Below are 20221 nucleotides of genomic sequence, written 5' to 3'. Positions count from 1 at the left end.
GTATGCGTGACATCGTCGTGATCGGGGCGGGCGGCCACGCAGCGGTCGTGGCCGATGCGATCCGCTGCGGCAGGGACACTGTCGTAGCCTTTGCCGACGCTGATCCCGCGAAGATCGGATGGTCACTGCAGGGTGCTTCGATCGTCGACGAAGCGCGGATCGGTGCGTCGTTCGATCGTGACACCTACCTGCTCGCCAACGGGATCGGCGGCGTGCGCGATACCACCCTGCGTCGACGCGTGCAGGAACAACTGGAACATGATGGCTGGCGCTTTGCGACTATCCGGCACCCGGCTGCGATCGTGTCCGACCATGCCACCATTGTCGATGGCGCGCAGGTGCTGGCGGGCTGCATCGTTCAGGCCGGCGCCCACATCGGGCGAGGAGCGATCGTGAATACCGGCGCGATCGTCGAACATGATTGTACCATCGGCGAATGGACCCACCTCGCGCCGGCCGCCACCGTCTGCGGCGACGTGACGATCGGAGCCGGCAGCATCGTCGGCGCGCGTGCGGTCGTCATCCAGGGTATCCGGATCGGTGCGGAGACGCTAATCGGCGCCGGGGCCGTGGTGGTCCGTAATTTCGAGGGTGGCGGCACGCTGTATGGCGTGCCCGCACGACCGATAAGGACGAAAGCATGAACGGCTGGGAAGAGGCAGTCGTCTCGCCCGACGTCACGGTACGTGACGCATTGTCGACGCTCGACCGCGCGGGGACGAAGGTCCTGCTCGTCGCGGATAGCTACCGCAGGTTGTTGGGCACCGTCAGCGATGGCGATATCCGGCGTGCGCTGCTGAAGGGGCAGGACCTGTCGAGTCGCGTCGACGCGGTGATGAACACCGTCCCGCATTCGGCGCTGACAAGCGACAGCGGCGCGTCGATCCTGTCGATGATGCGGCGCGACTCGCTGATGCAGATACCGATCGTCGATGCGGACGGCATCGTGCTCGGCCTGAAAACGATCAACGATTTCCTAACCTCGGCGCGGCGCGACAATTGGGTTGTCGTCATGGCCGGCGGGCTGGGGTCGCGCCTGCGCGAGCTGACCCGGTCGACGCCCAAACCGATGCTCCACGTCGGCCCGCGACCGTTACTCGAGACGATCGTGATGAACTGCGTCGACCAGGGGTTTACGCGGATTTACATTGCGGTGAACTACCTCGCGGAACAGATCCAGGATCACTTCGGCGACGGTGCGGCGTTCGGCGCCGACATCCGTTATCTGGTCGAAGAGCAGCGTATGGGCACCGCCGGCGCGCTGGGCCTGCTGCCCGAACGTCCGACGTTGCCGATCGTGGTCACCAATGCCGATGTGCTGACGAAGCAAACGTTCTGCACCATGGTCGACGCGCACGACAAGGGCGGGGCGGATATCACGATCGGGGTCCGCGATTACGAGGTTCAGGTGCCGTTCGGCGTGATCCAGGCCGATGGCGGGCGCGTCGCCGGGATCGTCGAGAAGCCGGTCCATCGCCATACGATCAGCGCCGGAATGAACGTCGTTTCTCCCGACATGCTCGACCTCGTCCCGCCCGGCGTGTTCTTCGACATGCCATCTCTATTCATGGCGGCGGTAGATCGCGGGCTGGCGGTGCGAACCTTCGGGGTCGAAAGCTACTGGCTTGATGTCGGTCAACCGCACGAATACGAGCGCGCCAATGCCGACTTCGCCAATCTCTTCGCCTGATCGCCGGGGGCGTGCGATCGTCGTAGGATATGGCTCGATCGGGCAGCGCCACGCCCGGTTGCTCGATGCGGCAGGCTGCGACACGATGGTCGTCAGTGCACGGGAAAATGGGGATTTCTTCACCGTCCGTACCGTCGAAGACGCGATCGACCGCGATCCGTCCACCTATGTCGTCGTGGCGAACGAAACCGCACGTCATCGGGAGACGGTCGATCGCCTGATCGCGGGTGGTTTTGCAGGAACGGTACTGGTCGAGAAGCCGATCTTCGATACCGCCCGACCCGCAGCGGTGAATGAATTCCGCCGCCTTCTTGTCGCCTATAATCTGAGATTCCATCCCGTGCTGATGCGATTGCGCGAATTGTTGGCCGGTGAAGAAGCGGTGTCTGCCTCGGTATATATCGGGCAGTATCTGCCCGACTGGCGGCCGGGTACCGATTATCGTCTGTCCTATTCCGCGCATCGTGCAGCCGGCGGCGGGGTGTTGCGCGATCTGAGCCATGACCTCGATTATACTCTCTGGCTCTTCGGTCGCTGGAAGCGTGTTGCCGCGATCGGTGGGCAATTGAGTACGCTGGAGGTGGACAGCGACGATGTCTTCGCATTGTTGATGCGGACGGAGCGCTGTCCCGTCGTGACCTTGCAGCTCAGCTACCTGGACCGGATGCCGCGGCGTCAGGTCGTCGTAAACACGCAGCGTCACACGTTCGCCGCCGACCTGATCGCCGGGACGATCGTGGTCGATGGCGTGATAGAGAAGTTCGCGATAGACCGCGACACCACATATCGCGCGATGCACGATGCGATCCTGGACGGCGATATGGGCACGGTCTGCGACGTTGATGCCGCGCTGGAAGTCTTGATCCTCGTCGAGGGCGCGGAACGGGCGGCGACCGATGGAAATTGGATAGATCGATGACGGCACTTTGCACCATCTGCGCCCGTGGCGGATCGAAGGGCGTGAAGGGAAAGAACGTCCGACTGCTGAACGGCCTGCCGTTGATCGCGCATTCGATCGCGCAGGCGCGCGCGTCCGGAACGTTCGACGCGATCGCGGTCAGCAGCGACAGCGACGAGATACTATCGATTGCGCGGGAGCATGGCGCGGACTTCCTGATCGTGCGTCCCGGCGAGCTGGCCAGCGATACCGCGGCGAAGCTGCCGGTCATTCGCCATTGCGTCGAGCAGGCGGAGGTAATGCTTGGGCGGCGTACCGACGTCTGCGTCGACCTCGACGCGACGTCCCCCTTGCGGCACGCGGAGGACATCGTCGCCGTCGTCGCCATGCTCGATGATGCCGCGGCGACCAACGTTATCACCGCGATGCCGGCGCGACGGTCACCCTATTTCAACATGGTAGAGTGCGGTGCGGACAAGGTGCCTCGCCTGGCCAAGGCGTTGGAAGTACCGGTCGTACGCCGGCAGGACGCCCCCGCCTGTTTTGACATGAACGCGTCGATCTATTGCTGGAGACGGGATGCGTTGATGCAGGACCCCACCTTGTTCACGGACGGCACGCGCCTGTACGTGATGCCGGAGGAACGTTCGATCGATATCGATTCGGAGATCGATTTCGCACTGGTCGAGTTGTTGATGGCGCGCGCGATCGCCGAGAATGGAGGCGGGGCATGACGTCCGTTCGACCGGACCTGCTGACCGGGCGCACGATCATCGTATTCGGCGGTGCGGGGCGGTTGGGCAGCGCATTCTGCGACGATATTGCAGCGGCGGGCGGCCGCCCGATCGTCGCCGATCGCGATCGCGAGACGGCCGAACGCGTTGCGGCGGGTATCGGCGACGGTGCGACCCGCGCCGAGGCGGCGGAAGTCGACATCGCGGATGTTGCATCCGTCGATCGCGTGATCGGGGAAATCGCTCGACGGCATGGCCATGTCGACGGCATCGTGAACAGCGCCTATCCCCGCAATGCCCGGTACGGGCGCAGGTTCGAGGACGTGACCTACGCCGATTTCGCGGACAATCTGTCCAGCCACGTCGCGGGAATGTTCCTGACCTGCCAGCGCTATCACGCGCATCTCGTCGCGGCGGGGCGGGGGGGCAGCATCGTCAATATCGCCTCGATCTATGGCGTGATGGCGCCGCGGTTCGAGATCTACGCCGATACGCCCATGACGATGCCGGTCGAATATGCGGCGATCAAATCGGGTGTTATCCACCTCACCCGATATATGGCAAAATACTTCTTCGGCACCGGCGTTCGCGTGAATTGCGTCAGTCCCGGCGGTATACTGGCGGGGCAGCCGGAACCATTCCTGGAAAGCTATCGGCGGTTCTGTGCGGATCGCGGCATGCTGGACAGCCATGATATATCCGGCGCGATCAATTTCCTGCTGTCCGATGCGTCGCAGTTCGTGAACGGCCAGAATCTGGTCGTGGACGACGGCTTTTCGCTGTAGGCGCGCCAGCATGCCTATCATCGCAATCATCGGCGCGGGACAACTCGGCGGACGTCATCTTCAAGGGTTGCTCCGGCTGGAGAGGCCGGCCGACATTCACGTCGTCGATCCTTCCGCCGCCGCGCTTGACGTCGCCCGTACGCGCGCCGGCGAGGTCCATCACGGCACGGCGCATGCCGTGTTCTTCGCCAGCTCCGCAGATGCGCTGCCAGACGCACTGGATTATGCGATTGTCGCAACCAACGCGGACATCCGCCTGCCGGTGATCGAGGCGCTGCTCGCGCGATCGCGGGTCCGTCATCTGCTGCTGGAGAAGGTATTGTTCCAGTCCGTGGCGGAATATGACCGGGCGCAGGAGATCCTTCGCACCGCAGGGGTGTCGACGTGGGTCGATTGCGCCCGCCGCGTCTATCCCAACTACGACGACGTGAAGGCGTTCTTCGCGGACGAGGCGATCCGCACGTTCGACGTCACCGGCGGTGGCTGGGGTCTGGGCTGCAACATCGTCCATTTCCTCGATATCTTCGCGCATCTGAGCGGTGAGATCGTTGACCGGATCGATACCCGCGAGCTGGACGACAGGGTCGTGCAGAGCCGACGGGCGGGCTTCGTCGAAGTCACCGGCACGTTGACTGGACGATCGCCGCGCGCCCGTTTCAGCGCCACGTGTCATACCGATAACCGGGCAGGTATCCTGATCACGATACGATCGGACAGTCGCTCCTGCGTGATCGACGAAGCCGGGGGCATGGCGTTCTTCGGCGATCACAGGGCAAAAACGTGGAGCCAGGAACCGTTCGTCCTGCCCTTCCTCAGCGAGGCGTCGACCGGCATCGCTCGCGATATTCTGGGCCGGGGCAAATGCGCCCTGCCTGACCTAGCGGAATCATCCGCGGTGCACGTTCCGCTGATCCGCGCGCTGGCCGCCTTCATTTCCGGGCGGACCGGCGGTCCTGCCGACGTCTGCCCCATCACATGAGGGACATCATGCCAACCCACGACGTCCTGTTGGTCGGGTCCGGCCCGATGGCAGTCGATTACTGGCGGGTGCTCAATGCCCTGTCCGCGCGTGTCGACGTGATCGGGCGCAGCGACGCCAGCGCGGCCACCTTTGCCGCGGCTACCGGGGCGACGGCCCGCGCCGGCGGGCTGGAGCGTTTTCTGGCCGATGGCGGACGTGTGCCCGAACATGCGATCGTGGCCGTCGGGATCGAACAGCTTGCCAGCGTCGCGGGCGCGTTGATCGATCACGGCGCGAAGCGCATTCTGCTCGAGAAGCCGGGCGCACTGACCGGATCCGAACTGTCGTCGCTCGCCGCTGCTGCCGACGCGAAGGGCGCGCGTATCTTCATCGCCTACAATCGCCGTTTTCACGCATCGACGCTCGCGGCGCAGGCGCTGATCGACCAGGAGGGTGGCGCGAGGTCGGTGGCGTTCGAGTTTACCGAGTGGAGCCACGTTATTGCGGGGCTCCCAAAGGCGGACGGCGTCAAGGAACGCTGGCTGATCGGTAATTCGACCCATGTCATCGACCTCGCCTTTTTCCTCGGCGGCGCACCGACCGAATTCAGCAGCTTCACCGCCGGAGCGCTCGACTGGCACCCCGCCAGTGCCGTTTTCGCGGGCGCAGGGCGGACCGATCGGGGAGCATTGTTCACCTATCAGGCGAATTGGGCGAGTGCGGGGCGTTGGGGGGTAGAGGTCATGCTGCCGTCGCAGCGGCTGATCCTGCGACCACTGGAGACGTTGCAGGCTATTCCGCTTGGCAAGGTCGCCGCGGTCGAGGTTCCGATCAACGATGCTTTCGACAAGGCGTTCAAGCCCGGCCTGTATCGCCAGACAAAGGCGTTTCTGAGCGCGGACGCGGCCGGGTTGTGCTCGATCACGGAGCAGGTCGCGCGGTGGCCGGTCTATAATCGCATCGCCGGCTATCCGACGGATGCCTGACCGTCTGCCGGCCGCGGTCGCAGCGCCGCGCGAACGACCGGTCGTATTGATCGTCACTGACTCGCTGGGGTTTCCCCGGCCGGAGCCGGAATGCGTCACGTATCTGGGAACCTATGTCGCGCGACTGCGTGACGCGTTTCCGCACTATGAGATCGTCCATTACGGCCATGGCGGTGCGACGATCGAACGGCTCTTCGAATATACCAGCTATTTTCGCGGCACGGTGTCCCCCGTCGCCTGCTTTGTTCAGTCCGGCGTGGTCGACTGCGCCCCGCGCGCACTGACCGAAGTCGAGCTTCAGGTCATCAAGCGGCTACCCGTCGTCGGCGGCCTGCTCGGGCGCGCGGTGCAGCGCCATGCAGCGACGATACGCCGTCTTCGCAAGCTCAGCTACACCCCGCTCGATCGCTATGAAGCGACGGTCCGGCGGTTCGAGGAAGCATTTGGCGCTGTGCACTGGATCACGATCCCGCCGCCGTCCGCCACGTACGAAAGCGCCGTTCCCGGCATGACCGCGCAGGTCGACCGCTACAATGCGGTGCTGGCCCGCCGCAGTCACATATCGACGGCAGACTTCGCGGATGCCGAAATGATGTCCGACCATCATCACCTCAGCGGGGCGGGTCACTACAAGTTGTTCGGTCGCCTGCGCGCGGTACTGACCACGCTCGACGCCAAATCGTCATGATCCGACGTCCGACGATCGCTTCGCTCGTCCACGCGATGGACCTCACGGTTATGCGACAAAGCATGCTGTACGTGGCATCCCTGCTGCTGGGAAAAATAACTCAGCTGCTGGCGATATTCGTCTATTCATACTTTCTGACCCCGGACGACTTCGGTTTCTACAGCGTCTTCACATCCTACATCTGGATCCTCGCGATCGCGATTTCGGCGAACGCGCACTTGGCGATCGGGCGTTACCTTTATGAGGAGGGCGTCGATAATTCGGTGATGATGTCGACGGTGCTCCTGTGGATCGGCGTAATCGCGACAATATATTCCGCGATCTTCCTCGTCGTATCGGGGTTCGTGGACACCGAATGGTCGCCGCTGGTCTGGACGTGCCTGCTCGTCGTGGGGCTCGGTTTCGTGGCGGACAGCATCATCACGCAAATTTCGGCCTACGCGCAGGATGCGCGGCTGCTGCTTGTTCCATCCGCTATCCGGGCTGCGGTCTCCACCGGGGTTACGCTGCTAATCTTCTATTTGAGTGCGCGGCCCGATGCGATGGCGCTGATCCTCGGCGACGCGATCGGCGCGATTCCGGTGATCCTTTACATCTTCCGCACGCCCATCCGGCTGCGGTCGCAGGTATCGCGCGTTTATCTGAAACGGATGTTCTCCTACGCGTTGCCACTGACCCCCTATATGCTGGCCCTCACACTGCTTTCGCAGTTCGACCGCATCGTCATCGCCGCGATGATCGATGAGCGCGCCGCTGGCCTGTATGCGTTGTCGTATAACTTCGGGGTGCTGCCGCTTCTCGCCAGCACGGCATTGACCAGTGCGCTGACACGGCGTTTCTTCGACGATCTGAAAGCGGGGCGTTTCGGCGCCCTCGTCGCGCAGGCCGATTATGCGTTCGGCCTGTCCGCATTGTGCTTCGCCGTGGTCATGGCGACGGGTCAATCGCTCGCGTGGCTGTTGCTGCCTGATCGTTATGCACAGGCGTTCCCCATCATCCCGGTCGTGGCTTATGCCGGCATGGTGTTCACGGTTTTCCAGATATGGGTAAGGGTGTTGGCCTTCCGCGATCGCCCCGGTCTGATATCGGTGATCGCGACCAGCGGGGTAGCGGTGAACATCGTACTGAACCTGCTGCTGATCCCGATTTTCGGCTTTGCGGTGGCGGCGTGGACGACGGTGATCGCCTACGCCGTGATGACCGGTGCAGTGGTCGTGCTGGTGAAGTGGAAACAAGGTATTGGCGAATTGCCCATCGGGGGATTGGCCACCACGCTGGCGCTGGGGGCGCTTCCTCTGGTCTTCAGCGGTTTGGTTGACGCCAGCTTTGCCATACGCCAGATGTTTCTGGCTATATGGTTCGCGATTTTCGCGGCGGTCGTGCTGCGTCCGATCATCGTTCCGCGCACGAAACCTGCCGTTTGAGGGATTGAGCGCAATGGCACGTGTCTATTATCTACCCGCGCTCGTCATTCTCAACATGCTGATCCTTTTCTTCAGCTGGCCGGGGGTGTTTCTCGCCGTCATCATCATGATGACGTACCTGACGTTTCCCCCCGACCGGGTGTTTCATCCCGCTAACATGCTGTTCGCCTATTATGGACTGTATGTCGTCGTATCGTGCGGTCTTAACTTCATCCTGTCGATAATCGGATGGGATTATCAATTGCCGTGGGGGCAGATCGTCTTCTGGGATACGTTCTCCCGGTACACGATCTATCAGATCGAGCTGACGTTCCTGGTGCTGTACTTCGGCCTGTCGAAGTTCTCGAAGCCGGTCGGTATGCCGGTCCGCACCGCGCCTCCTGCAACGTTGGTGCGGCACCCACCCGACCTCTTCCCGGCGGTCAGTCCCACGGTCGTCTATGCGACGGTCGCGATCGCGATCCTGTTCGTCGCTTGGTTCATCCAGGTTACCGCGGGGTTGAACGAATGGCTGTTCAATTACAGCGAAACCTATCTGTCGCGCCGCGAAGGGTTCGGACTTCTCAACGTGGTGACCGCTGCGATCGGCAGCGCGGCGATGTTCCTGCTCGGCATCCTGACCTATCAATCACGGCGCAAGCGGGAACTGTTGTTCCTCAGCTTCGCGACGCTCATCATCCTGTCATTTCCGGCGGGGTTCAAAAGCCGGCTGATTTTCCTTATCATCATGTTCCTCAGCCCTTGGATGCTACAGATCAAATTCAGCCTGAAATGGCTGTGGCGACTGGGTGTGTCGTTCATCGTCTTGCTATATCTCGCGACACTGGTGCGAACGCAGGGTTTTTACGCCTCTCCGCCCTTCTTCATGGAAATGCTGATCGGCTATTTCAATTCATATCAGTTGCACGACTGGGTCGTCACGTCGCGTTCGCCGGAATGGTTCTCCACAATCCATCAGTTGCTCATCAAGCCTAAACAGATATTGGGCATCGCCGGTATCGACGATAATTTCGATATCAGCGTCATGCTGACCAAAGAGTTTTTCCCCGAACAGTGGGATCGCGAGCATGCGACGCAGCAATGGCCTTTGGAAACCGAGCTGTACCTGAATTACTACGGAATCGTTTTGAGTGCTGTGCCGTTGTTTCTTTACAGCGCAGCGATGGGATGGCTGTATCGCCGGTCGATGCTGCAGCTGCAGATGCCGCTTATCCCGATCTACATTCTGGAATTCCAACGCCTGTTCAGCATGATGCGCGGCACGCTTATTCCGTGGGAATTCCCGATCTACATCATGCAATATGCGTTGGTGTACGCCATCTGTCGTTTCGCGATAAAACGGCGCCCTATGCTTGCCGCGCCTATGATGCGACACGGGCGCGGATGACTAGCGCGTCGGGCGGCGCACGGATGTCGCCGTCGCGTCGTCTCGCCGCGGTCGTATTCGCCGCGTATCGGAACGAACGCGCACTCGACATCCATTACCGTCGACTGAATCACGAATGCAACGAGTCACTAGGCCGGCTGCCGAACTATAAACCGATGGCGCTGCTGGCCTTCCGGCGTCGTTTCGGCGGGCTGACCTACGTCGCGTTGATCGCGGCTGCATTCGCGATCGCGGCATGGAATATAATCGGCCTCATCCGGCTGGTCGCGCCACGACGGCGCCTCGTCGCGCCGGCGTACATGGTGGCCACTGTCGCCTCCAATCGCGTCCTCATCCGCAACGCTATCGCCCAGGCGCCGGAATCGAGTGGAGCTGCCGGGGGAGTCGACCTCGACCGAACGACGCTGATCCGCGGACTGGGCCTTCGGCAGCGTTTTGTGGTCATCGTGGCGATGCTGCGCCTGTATCGCGCCGTTATGGGCTGTTCGGCGTGTCGGCTGGATCTGGGACTTCATACACGCGACGCGTTCGACATTTTGCTCCTCGCATGTTTCGCCGACGAAGCGGATGGCACGATCATATGGACCGACGACCATTACCAGCGGTGGGCTTTCATCCTTTCGAGGGCGCGGTGCCGTCTGCGCGTCGCGCAACATGGTTTCTTCGATGACGGGATCGCTTTTCCGGAGCCTTTTGGTGCCATCGATCTGCTTGGCGTTCGGAGTCAGCGCTTCGTCGGCATGTTCGAGCGGTATTTCGATGTCCGCGCATCGTTTGTCTTCGGCACCTCGACGGACCTCGACGATCTGGGTCGCGGGCCGATCCTCATACTGGCGTCGTCGGCTCCGCATATCGCGGACGAAATCGCGCTGCTGGAGCGGCTTCGCGGCCGCATCGATCTTCCCATCGCGATAAAACTGCATCCGGCGCATCGTTACGATGCGCGGCGCGAGCAATTGCTGGCGCTCGCCGATATCGTTTGTACCGCGGACCAGCGCCCGGCCGCACGCCTGTTCGTCAGCTGGAACTCCTTCATGGAATTCGATTATGAGTCGGCGGGCATCCCAACCTGTTCGATCGCGCGCTGCGGAGGCGCCGAACAGGCTGCGGCGCAGATCATAGAGCGGCTGCGACCGGCGGCGTGATCGTGGCCGGCAGCGGGGTTGCCTCGATCCCGCGATGCCGTAAAAGGCCCGTCGTCGCCGGCCCATCCTCGCTGGCAAAGAGGTCCAATGACACGTCCAGCCGCCACCAGGCCGTACCAAATCTGCAACAATTGCATCATGGACACATCGGATAGCCAGATCGTATTCGACGATACCGGGAAGTGCGAATACTGCCAGAACTACTATTCGAATATCCTTCCCAACTGGCACACCGACGAGCGCGGCGCGCGTGAAATTCAGGCGCAGATCGACCGGATCAAGCGAGACGGCGAAGGAAAGCCGTTCGATTGCCTGATCGGGCTGAGTGGCGGCGTTGACAGCAGCTACCTCGTCTATATCGCGAAGGAGAAGTTCGGCCTTCGTCCGTTGCTTTATCACGTCGATGCCGGCTGGAATTCGCAGGAGGCGGTCAATAACATCGAGAAGCTGGTCGATGGCTTGAACCTCGACCTGTTTACCGAAGTCATCAATTGGCCGGAGATGCGCGATCTTCAGCTGTCCTTTTTCAAGGCAGGAGTGCCCCACCTCGACACGCCGCAGGATCATGCGTTCTTTGCCGGGCTTTATAACTTTGCCGCGAAGAACAAGGTAAAGTATATCCTCACCGGGGCGAACTTTTCGACCGAGTGCGTGCGCGAGCCGCTCGAATGGCATTATCATGCCTCCGACCTGCGGCAATTGCACGATATTCAGAACCGCTTCGGCACGCGCAAGCTGAAGTCCTTCCCGACGGCCGGCATTCTGAAGTTCAAGTTGTTCTATCGCTTCGTGAAGGGGGTGCGGGTCGTCAAACCGCTCAACTACATCCCGTTCTTCAAAGAAGCGGCGATGGATGAGCTGGTCGAGCGGTTCGGTTGGCAGCGCTACCCGCACAAGCATTACGAATCGCGTTTCACGCGCTTTTATGAGGGCTTCTGGTTGCGCAAGAAATTCGGCTACGACAAACGTCGTGCTCATTTCTCCAGCCTGATCCTGACCGGACAGCTGGCGCGTGACGATGCATTGGTCAAAATCGCGCAGTCGCCATATTCGGACGAACAGGTACGGCAGGACTTCGAGTTCATCTCGACCAAGCTCGGCATCGAGCAGTCGGAATTGCAGGCGATGCTGGACGGGCCGAACCGGACGTTTCGCGATTTTAAGAACATCATGCCGATCATGGATCTGGGCGCGAAGGTATTGCGTGCACTCGGAATCCAACGGGCGATCATTCGATGATCCACGTCGTCGACTATGGTCTCGGCAATATCGGCGCCTTCCTGACTCTCTACGACCGGCTAGGTATTTCCGCCAAAGCGGTGTCCGATCCCGCGGGACTGCACGATGCGGAACGCATTCTGTTGCCGGGTGTCGGTGCGTTCGATCATGCGATGGCGCTGCTGGACGAGTCCGGATTGCGGATGGCGCTCGACGAACAGGTACTGGAACGCAAAGTGCCCGTATTGGGCGTATGCGTGGGCATGCAAATCATGTCCGATGGTAGCGACGAGGGACAGCGGTCGGGGCTGGGATGGATCGCGGGTCGGACCCACGCCTTCGAAAGCCGCCATCCGCCCACGCCGGAGACGCCGTTGCCACACATGGGCTGGAACGACATCGAGGCGACGGCGGACCGGTCGTTGTTCGCGGGGCTCGACGACCCGCGCTTCTACTTCCTGCACAGCTATTTCGTCGAGCCCGACGCGGCAGAGCACCGTGCCGCGTCGTCGCATTACGGGTTCGAATTCGCCTGCGCGATCAACCGCGACAATATCTGGGGCGTGCAGTTCCATCCGGAAAAGAGTCACCATTTCGGCGCGGCGTTGCTGAAGAATTTCTCGGAGCTGTAGCGCGTGTTACGTCCCCGTATCATTCCGTGCCTGCTCATCCATGACGGCGGGCTGGTCAAGACGACCGGCTTCGGAAAGCCGGTATATGTCGGCGATCCGATCAACGCGGTCCGGATCTTCAACGAGAAGGAAAGCGACGAGCTGACCGTCATCGACATCGATGCGACGGTGAACGGAGTAGAGCCGGATTATCGAACGATCGCACAGCTCGCGGCGGAATGCCGGATGCCGCTTTGCTATGGCGGCGGTATCCGTACGGTCGCGCAGGCCAAGCGGATCGTTGGCCTGGGGGTCGAGAAGGTCGCGATCAGCGCCGCGGCGGTCGAACGCCCGGAACTGATCGCCGAGCTATCGGCGGAGATCGGACGGCAGAGTGTCGTGGTGGTGATCGACCACAAGAAGCGCCGGCTGGTCGGCGGGCAGGAAGTGTGGACGCACAACGCGACCCGCAATGCAAAGCGCGACCCGATCGCCTTTGCGGTGGAGATGCAGCGACAGGGCGCTGGCGAGATCGTCCTGAACTCGATCGACAACGACGGGCGGATGGGCGGATACGACCTGGCGCTGGCGGAAAAGCTGCGCGCGGCGGTCCATATCCCTATCACGCTGCTCGGTGGAGCGGGATCGCTGGCCGATATCGGCGCGGTGATCGAACGCGTCGGAACCGTGGGCGTCGCGGCCGGCAGCCTGTTCGTCTTCAAGGGACAGTATCGCGCCGTCCTCATCAATTATCCGCAGCCCGATGCGAAGGAGGCGCTCGTGCAGGGCGCGCTTCGCGCCCGTCGGGCTTGAAGGGAGCCAGCATGTTCGACGACAAGACGCTTCTCATCACCGGGGGGACCGGCTCCTTCGGCAACGCCGTCTGCCGCCGGTTCCTTCATTCCGATCTGAAGGAAATCCGCATCTTTTCGCGCGACGAGAAGAAGCAGGACGACATGCGCAAGCTATATGCAAGCGACCGCGTCAAATTCTACCTCGGTGACGTGCGTGACGAGCGTAGCGTGCGATCAGCGATGCGCGGGGTGGATTACGTCTTTCACGCGGCCGCGCTGAAGCAGGTGCCAAGCTGCGAATTCCACCCGCTGCAGGCGGTTCGTACGAACATTCTTGGGACCGAGAACGTGCTGGAGGCTGCGATCGCGGCAGGCGTAAAGCGGGTGATCTGCCTGTCGACCGACAAGGCCGTCTATCCGCTCAACGCGATGGGGATCAGCAAGGCAATGATGGAAAAGGTAATGGTCGCCTCATCGCGCAACCTTGAGGCCACCGACACCGTCATCTGCGGCACGCGTTATGGCAACGTCATGGCGTCGCGCGGATCGGTAATCCCGCTGTTCGTCAGCCAGATCGCCGCAGGGCAGCCGATCACGATCACCGATCCGAACATGACGCGGTTCATGATGACGCTGGAGGATGCGGTCGAGCTGGTGCTGTTTGCGTTTCAGCACGGCAAGAACGGCGATATCTTCGTCCAGAAGGCACCGGCCGCGACGGTCGCGGTGCTGGCCGAGGCACTGCGGCAATTGCTTGGCAAACCGGAGCATCCGATCCGCGTGATCGGAACGCGCCATGGCGAAAAGCTGCATGAGGCGCTGCTCGGGCGTGAAGAGCGCGCCGTGGCGCAGGATCTGGACGAGTATTTCCGCGTGCCGCCGGATGGTCGCGATCTCAACTACGACAAGTTCGTCGACGAGGGCGAGGAGCGGCTTAGCCACGGCGACGGCTATGATTCCGCGAACACCGAACAGCTGGACGTCGAGGGCATGAAGCGCCTGCTGTTGAAATTGTCGTTCATCGAGCGCGCTGCGCGGGGTGAGCGACTGGAGCTGGAGGTCGTCGGTTGAGGACCGTCCTGGTCACCGGAAGCGATGGCTTCATCGGTCGCAACCTGTGCGTGCGATTGCGCGAGCGTGGCGATTGCGACGTCGTGCCGATCGGCCGGGGGACGTCTGCGGCAGAATTGAACGAAGCTGCACGTCGTGCCGATGTCGTATTCCACCTCGCCGGCGTAAACCGTCCGTCGGACCCGGCAGAATTTCAACGCGGCAACGTCGGCTTCACCGACACGTTGTTGCAGGCGTTGTCGCGTGCGGAGAAGCCAGCGTCGATCATCTACACCTCGTCGACCCAGGCGGACCTCGATAATCCCTACGGCCGCAGCAAGCGCGCCGCCGAGGATTCGCTCGATCATCATGCGGCAGCTACGGGAGCGGTCGTTCATTCGTTTCGTCTGCCCAACGTGTTCGGAAAATGGGCGCGGCCTAATTATAATTCGGCTGTGGCGACGTTCTGTCATAACGTTGCGCGCGGACTGCCATTGACCGTCAACGATCCTGCCGCACCGTTACGGCTGGTGTACATCGACGATGTGGTCGATGCGTTCATTGCGTTGCTGGACGAACCCCTGTCGGCTGGCACGCAGATCGCGGTTGCGCCGGTGTACGAAACGACGGTCGGCATCGTCGCCGACACGATCCGTAGTTTTCCGGAGGGGCGCCGGACGCTGGTGATCGGCGGCGTCGGTGTCGGTCTGGAGCGGGCGCTGTATTCGACCTACCTCAGCTACCTGATGCCCGACGATTTCGCCTATGACGTCACGGTCCACGGCCGCAACGATCCGCGCGGCGTCTTCGTCGAGATGCTCAAGACGCCGGCGCACGGGCAGTTCTCCTATTTTATCGCGCATCCCGGCGTGACCCGTGGTGACCATTATCACCACAGCAAGAACGAGAAGTTCCTCGTCATCAGCGGCACCGCCCGCTTTGCATTTCGCCATATCGTTACCGGTGAGACCCACGACATGATCGTGGAGGGCGGACAGGGGCGCATCGTCGAGACGGTGCCGGGCTGGACGCACAACATCTCCAATGTCGGTGAGCAGGACATGGTCTGCATGCTGTGGGCGAACGAGATATTCGATCCCCGGCGTCCCGATACGTTCGCGATGAAGGTCGAGGCATGAAGAAGCTGAAGGTCATGACGGTCGTTGGGACCCGGCCCGAGATCATTCGGCTGAGCCGGGTCATCGCCGCGCTCGACCGGACCTGCGATCATGTACTGGTGCATACCGGGCAGAACCATGATTACGAGTTGAGCCAGGTCTTCTTCGACGACCTCGGCCTGCGAAAGCCGGACCATTTTCTGAACGCCGCGACCGGCGTGCCGTCCGCGACGATCGGCAACATTCTGATCGCGATGGACCCGCTCTTGGTGGAGGTGCAGCCCGAAGCGCTGCTGGTGCTCGGCGATACGAACTCCTGTCTGTCGGTCATCCCGGCCAAACGGCGCCATATCCCTATCTTCCATATGGAGGCGGGCAATCGGTGCTTCGACGCACGGGTGCCGGAAGAGACCAACCGCCGTATCGTCGACCATACCGCGGACGTGAACCTCACCTACAGCTCGATCGCGCGCGACTATCTGCTGCGCGAGGGCCTCCCGCCCGACCGCATTATCAAGACTGGCAGCCCGATGTTCGAGGTGCTGCATCACTACATGGACCGGATCGACGCGTCCGACGTGCTCGATCGCCTCGATCTGAAGGACCAAGAGTTCTTCGTCGTCAGCGCGCATCGCGAAGAGAATATCGATAGTAACGCGAATTTCTTCCGGCTGGTCGAGATCCTTGACCGCGTGGCCGAGAAATACGGGCTGCCGGTGATTGTTTCGACGCATCCGCGCACTAGGAACCGGGTCGAGAGCGCGGGTGTGACGTTCCATCCGCTCGTCCGTATGATGAAGCCGCTGGGCTTCCACGACTATGTCCGATTACAGAAATCCGCGCGTGCGGTGCTGTCCGACAGCGGCACGATCACAGAAGAATCGTCGATCCTGAACTTCCCGGCGCTGAACATTCGCGAGGCGCACGAGCGACCCGAGGGAATGGAAGAGGGGGCCGTCATGATGGTCGGTCTCGACGTCGATCGGGTCGAACAGGCGCTGGCGCTGTTGGCGGACCAGCGGCGTGGCGCGGATCGCGATTTCCGTCTGGTCGCGGATTATTCGATGCCCAACGTGTCGGACAAGGTGGTGCGCATCATCCACAGTTACACCGATTACGTGCGCCGCGTGGTCTGGAAGCATTATTAGGATCGGCACGTTCGGCCTCCCCGGGGCCCGTTTCATCGTGTTGCCGTATTCGTCGAAGGAAGCTGTGCGATGCGCCTGCTGATCGTATCGCAATACTTCTGGCCAGAAAACTTCAGGATCAACGACCTGTGCGGCGAACTGTCGGCGCGCGGACACGACGTGACGGTACTGACGGGCCTGCCGAACTACCCCGACGGCCACATTTACGCAGCATATCGCTCCGATCCGACGACCTTCGCCCGCTTTCATGATGCCGACATCGTGCGCGTGCCCGTCGTTCCGCGCGGTTCGAGCAATGTGCGGCTAGTGCTGAATTATTTGAGTTTCGTCCTGTTCGGGTTGCTGCTCGGACCCTGGAAGCTGCGCGGCCGAGAATTCGACGCGATCTTCGTCTTCCAGACATCGCCGATCACGTCCGCCCTTCCCGCGTTACTGATCGGAAAATTGAAGCGCGCGCCGGTGTCGATGTGGGTGCTGGATTTGTGGCCCGATACATTGTCGGCGATCGGCATCGTAAAATCACCGCGGGCGTTGGCAATGGTCGGGTACCTAGTCCGTTTTATCTATCGGCATTGCGCGCTCATTCTGGTCCAGTCCCGCGCGTTCACCAAAAACGTCGCGCGATATGCGGGCGGCACAGACAAGATCCGGTACTTTCCGGGTTGGGCGGAAGCGGTATTCGAGACGAACGAAGAGGGGGTCGCGCCCGAACTTCTACCTCATGCCAATACGTTCAAGGTGGTTTTTGCGGGAAATATCGGCGAGGCACAGGACTTTCCTGCCATCGTCGAGGCTGCCGACCTCACGCGGGCGGTCGATGGCCTGCGCTGGATCATTGTCGGCGACGGGCGCGGCGCGGCGGAGGCGATGGCGGATGTCCGGCGGCGCGGTCTGGACGACCGGGTCATCTTCCTGGGTCGTTTCCCGATCGAGCGGATGCCGGGGTTCTTCGAAGGGGCCGACGCGCTTCTGGTCTCGCTTGCGGCCCGACCGATCTGGAGCATGACGATCCCCGGCAAGGTACAAAGCTATCTTGCGTCGGGCACGCCCATCGTGGGCATGCTGGACGGCGAGGGGGCTCGCGTGATCGCGGAGTCCGGAGCCGGACTTGCCGGGCCTGCGGGAGATGCACGCGCGCTGGCGGACAACGTCGTGAGATTGATGCGCAGATCGCCGGAGGAGCGCAGGCGGATGGGTCTCGCCGGTCGCGATTATTGCGCGCGCGAGTTCGACCGGCGTGCTCTGATCGATCGATTGGAGGAATGGATGATGCCGCCGTCGATTTCCTAACCGCTTCCCGTTACCGTAGCGGCGAGCATGGGCATGGCAGCTGCCCCGACCGCTTTATGCTTGTTGATGGCGGCGGCAAACGTTAGCAGGCCTGCCACATCGTCCCACTGACGGCTGAGTTGCATTTTGCGGCTGGCAGATCGGGCCTGCCTTCGAAGGCGTGTAGCGTAGGATGGAAGGCGAGAATGCAATATTCCCGCGCGACGAAGAGAGGCTATGTTCGCCCGCGCCTGTGGCAGCGGTTGCGGATCCAGGCTGGCGGCGGCCTTCTCGCGGGGATGGGTTTGCCCGCGATCCTGCTGGGCACCTTCTATCCTGAGTTCTTCAAGACCCTGTCGGTTCAATATACGATCACCGGCACGGTCGCGGCGGTGTTGCTGAGCGTCTACCTGTTGCGCAACATCTCCTCATACTCGGGGATGAGGACGTCCTCATACTACGTTCTGCCGGTCGTGCTGATTGCCTACAGTGCGACGTTCGCGTTCTTCGCCCTGTTCCGGCTGGACTACAGTCGGGCACTCTTCCTGTGTTCGATCAGTGGTACGCTGACGTGGCTATATCTCACGCAATTGCTTGCGGAACGCGGTTCGGCGTTGAGGATCGCGGTCGTGCCGGAAGGTCGGGTGCAAGTTCTCGCTGCACTGCCGTCGCTCGATCTGGAATGGCTGACCGAGCCGCGGCTGAACGCGGATTGCCAGATGCTGGTGGCCGATTTTCGCGCCGATATGTCGGACGAATGGGAGGCGTTCCTGGCAGAATGTGCGCTCGACGGACTGCCGGTTTTGCACGTCAAGCAATTGGTCGAATCGATCACGGGCCGGGTCGAGATCGAGCATCTTTCCGAAAACAGCTTCGGCTCGCTGATCCCCTTCGTGGGCTATCTGCGGCTGCGACGCGTGGTCGATTTCGTGTCGGCATTGATAATCGGCATCCTGCTGTTCCCGATACTGCTGATCGTGGCGACCTTGGTGCGATGGGATTCGACCGGTCCGGCGTTGTTCCGGCAGGTGCGGATCGGTTACCGCGGGCACCATTTCCACGTTCTGAAATTTCGCACGATGGCGGTATCAACCAAGGAAGGCGACATACGCGATGGCGCGAAGACAAAGGACAACGACGATCGAGTTACCCGGCTTGGGCGCGTGCTGCGCCGGACGCGAATCGACGAACTGCCGCAGATAATCAACATCCTGCGCGGGGAGATGAGCTGGATTGGACCACGTCCGGAAGCCGAACCTCTGTCGCGGTGGTACGAGGCGGAATTACCATTCTATCGCTACCGCCATATCGTCCCACCCGGGATCACTGGTTGGGCGCAGGTGAACCAAGGCCACGTCGTGGAACTCGACGATGTGCTAGCGAAGCTTCATTACGACTTTTTTTACATCAAGAACTTCTCGCCCTGGTTGGATGCGATGATCGTCGTCCGAACGATCCAGACGATACTGACCGGCTTCGGCGCACGTTAGACTGGCGTGGTCGACCAAACTTCGTGCAAGGGTGATCACTTTCAATACCGTCAAGCTCAACCCGATTCGGTATCAGTCGCTGTCGATCAGCTGGGGACGAATTCACGGGAGTCTCATCTTGCCGTGAGTTTTGGCCACAAACCCGCTCTTGCGGGTCGTGAGCAAGGGTAATCGCAGTATCGCCTTTGCGCCCTCGCCTAGTAAGGCTTACTTTTCAGCGGCTTGAAGATCTGGAGTGCATCAGTCTACAAAGATGACTCTCGCTTTCCCTTCGGCTGCTAACTGCGCGAATTAGGGAGGTCTGAGAGAAAGTGCACAACGGGTCCAGAACTCGCGCGAGAACGGATGCGAACTTGAAGGGGGCTCCGGCCCGATGCTCGAGCAGGAATGGGAATGGACCGCGCCATTCGCGACCCAGCCGAAAATCCTGCGCTACTTGCGTCAGGTTGTCGACCTCCTCACCGCCATCCTGGTGTCGCGGATCAGCCCGAAGCTGCTACGGCTGGCGCTGCTCTGGTACTCGCGCCCTTTTGGGTGAAAGTTACCGAGTGCCGTTCGCGCGTGAAAGTTCGCTCAGATGCCGTTGCTTAGCTGCAGTCGCCAGCGGCGATAGACGAACCCAAAGGCGCCGTCGGCGAGCTCCTCATACTGCTGCCGCAGGCCGTCTACGTAGACGGTGTGCAGGGTAGGGGAGGGCTGCTGAACCCGACCATTCAAACCGCAAGCTTCCCAATTGGAGCATGACACGTAAACGCGTGACCGGTGACGTGCTCCCCTGAAACTCTGCCAGTTTGAGCTAGAGTCCGCCTTCGTGAGGAGACGGAC

20 protein-coding genes are annotated in these 20221 nt (G+C 61.5%); all 20 read left to right on the top strand.

Annotated features, from left to right (window positions below):
- Positions 1 to 2: 2 nt before the first annotated feature.
- The 20 genes from ASG29_RS14350 to ASG29_RS16850 all read left to right on the top strand — a co-directional run bounded on the left by ASG29_RS14350 (position 3) and on the right by ASG29_RS16850 (position 19934).
- Entirely contained in the window at positions 3 to 644 is a 642-nt protein-coding gene (locus ASG29_RS14350; protein ID WP_055985787.1) for an acetyltransferase, read from the top strand.
- A complete protein-coding gene (locus ASG29_RS14345) occupies positions 641 to 1690 on the top strand; it encodes a nucleotidyltransferase family protein (protein ID WP_055985784.1) in 1050 nt (349 codons plus the stop codon). The genes ASG29_RS14350 and ASG29_RS14345 overlap by 4 nt, the downstream gene beginning before the upstream one ends.
- A complete protein-coding gene (locus ASG29_RS14340; protein WP_055985781.1) occupies positions 1662 to 2609 on the top strand; it encodes a Gfo/Idh/MocA family protein in 948 nt (315 codons plus the stop codon). Before ASG29_RS14345 ends, ASG29_RS14340 begins: the two co-directional genes overlap by 29 nt.
- Positions 2606 to 3322, top strand: a complete 717-nt coding sequence (locus ASG29_RS14335; RefSeq protein ID WP_055985778.1) for an acylneuraminate cytidylyltransferase family protein — start codon at positions 2606 to 2608, stop codon at positions 3320 to 3322. The genes ASG29_RS14340 and ASG29_RS14335 overlap by 4 nt, the downstream gene beginning before the upstream one ends.
- Entirely contained in the window at positions 3319 to 4107 is a 789-nt protein-coding gene (locus ASG29_RS14330) for an oxidoreductase (RefSeq protein ID WP_055985775.1), read from the top strand. The genes ASG29_RS14335 and ASG29_RS14330 overlap by 4 nt, the downstream gene beginning before the upstream one ends.
- Positions 4108 to 4117: 10 nt before the next feature.
- Entirely contained in the window at positions 4118 to 5086 is a 969-nt protein-coding gene (locus ASG29_RS14325) for a Gfo/Idh/MocA family oxidoreductase (protein WP_082516141.1), read from the top strand.
- Complete coding sequence (locus ASG29_RS14320) at positions 5083 to 6054, top strand: Gfo/Idh/MocA family oxidoreductase (protein WP_082516138.1); 972 nt, start codon at positions 5083 to 5085, stop codon at positions 6052 to 6054. Before ASG29_RS14325 ends, ASG29_RS14320 begins: the two co-directional genes overlap by 4 nt.
- Positions 6047 to 6742 (top strand): hypothetical protein, encoded by a 696-nt coding sequence (locus ASG29_RS14315; RefSeq protein WP_055985765.1) that lies wholly within the window; start codon positions 6047 to 6049, stop codon positions 6740 to 6742. The genes ASG29_RS14320 and ASG29_RS14315 overlap by 8 nt, the downstream gene beginning before the upstream one ends.
- Positions 6739 to 8166 carry an oligosaccharide flippase family protein gene (locus ASG29_RS14310; RefSeq protein WP_055985761.1) on the top strand — a complete coding sequence of 476 codons (1428 nt, stop codon included), beginning with the start codon at positions 6739 to 6741 and terminating at the stop codon, positions 8164 to 8166. Before ASG29_RS14315 ends, ASG29_RS14310 begins: the two co-directional genes overlap by 4 nt.
- 13 nt (positions 8167 to 8179) lie before the next feature.
- Positions 8180 to 9553, top strand: a complete 1374-nt coding sequence (locus ASG29_RS14305) for a hypothetical protein (protein WP_156458058.1) — start codon at positions 8180 to 8182, stop codon at positions 9551 to 9553.
- Positions 9554 to 9708: 155 nt separating this feature from the next.
- Positions 9709 to 10698 (top strand): hypothetical protein, encoded by a 990-nt coding sequence (locus ASG29_RS14300; protein ID WP_156458056.1) that lies wholly within the window; start codon positions 9709 to 9711, stop codon positions 10696 to 10698.
- 87 nt (positions 10699 to 10785) lie between these two features.
- Positions 10786 to 11937: an N-acetyl sugar amidotransferase gene (locus ASG29_RS14295; protein ID WP_082516136.1), complete on the top strand. Its 1152-nt coding sequence runs from the start codon at positions 10786 to 10788 to the stop codon at positions 11935 to 11937.
- Positions 11934 to 12548 carry an imidazole glycerol phosphate synthase subunit HisH gene (gene hisH, locus ASG29_RS14290; protein WP_055985753.1) on the top strand — a complete coding sequence of 205 codons (615 nt, stop codon included), beginning with the start codon at positions 11934 to 11936 and terminating at the stop codon, positions 12546 to 12548. The genes ASG29_RS14295 and hisH overlap by 4 nt, the downstream gene beginning before the upstream one ends.
- Positions 12549 to 12551: 3 nt before the next feature.
- Entirely contained in the window at positions 12552 to 13340 is a 789-nt protein-coding gene (locus ASG29_RS14285) for an AglZ/HisF2 family acetamidino modification protein (protein ID WP_055985752.1), read from the top strand.
- A gap of 11 nt (positions 13341 to 13351) precedes the next feature.
- Complete coding sequence (locus tag ASG29_RS14280; RefSeq protein WP_055985748.1) at positions 13352 to 14392, top strand: polysaccharide biosynthesis protein; 1041 nt, start codon at positions 13352 to 13354, stop codon at positions 14390 to 14392.
- Positions 14389 to 15510 (top strand): UDP-2-acetamido-2,6-beta-L-arabino-hexul-4-ose reductase, encoded by a 1122-nt coding sequence (gene wbjC / locus ASG29_RS14275; RefSeq protein ID WP_055985745.1) that lies wholly within the window; start codon positions 14389 to 14391, stop codon positions 15508 to 15510. The genes ASG29_RS14280 and wbjC overlap by 4 nt, the downstream gene beginning before the upstream one ends.
- Positions 15507 to 16637 carry a non-hydrolyzing UDP-N-acetylglucosamine 2-epimerase gene (wecB, locus tag ASG29_RS14270; RefSeq protein ID WP_055985743.1) on the top strand — a complete coding sequence of 377 codons (1131 nt, stop codon included), beginning with the start codon at positions 15507 to 15509 and terminating at the stop codon, positions 16635 to 16637. Before wbjC ends, wecB begins: the two co-directional genes overlap by 4 nt.
- Before the next feature lie 69 nt (positions 16638 to 16706).
- Positions 16707 to 17927 (top strand): glycosyltransferase family 4 protein, encoded by a 1221-nt coding sequence (locus ASG29_RS14265; protein WP_055985740.1) that lies wholly within the window; start codon positions 16707 to 16709, stop codon positions 17925 to 17927.
- Positions 17928 to 18112: 185 nt separating this feature from the next.
- On the top strand, positions 18113 to 19396 hold the full coding sequence (locus ASG29_RS14260; protein ID WP_055985737.1) for a sugar transferase: 1284 nt from the start codon (positions 18113 to 18115) through the stop codon (positions 19394 to 19396).
- Positions 19397 to 19769: 373 nt separating this feature from the next.
- Complete coding sequence (locus ASG29_RS16850) at positions 19770 to 19934, top strand: hypothetical protein (protein WP_156458054.1); 165 nt, start codon at positions 19770 to 19772, stop codon at positions 19932 to 19934.
- The last annotated feature ends 287 nt before the right edge of the window (positions 19935 to 20221 follow it).

This window comes from Sphingomonas sp. Leaf412 (assembly GCF_001425405.1).
GTDB lineage: Bacteria > Pseudomonadota > Alphaproteobacteria > Sphingomonadales > Sphingomonadaceae > Sphingomonas.
The sequence above is the reverse complement of the archived record's forward strand: the minus strand, read 5'-3'. Positions and strand labels throughout refer to the sequence as shown.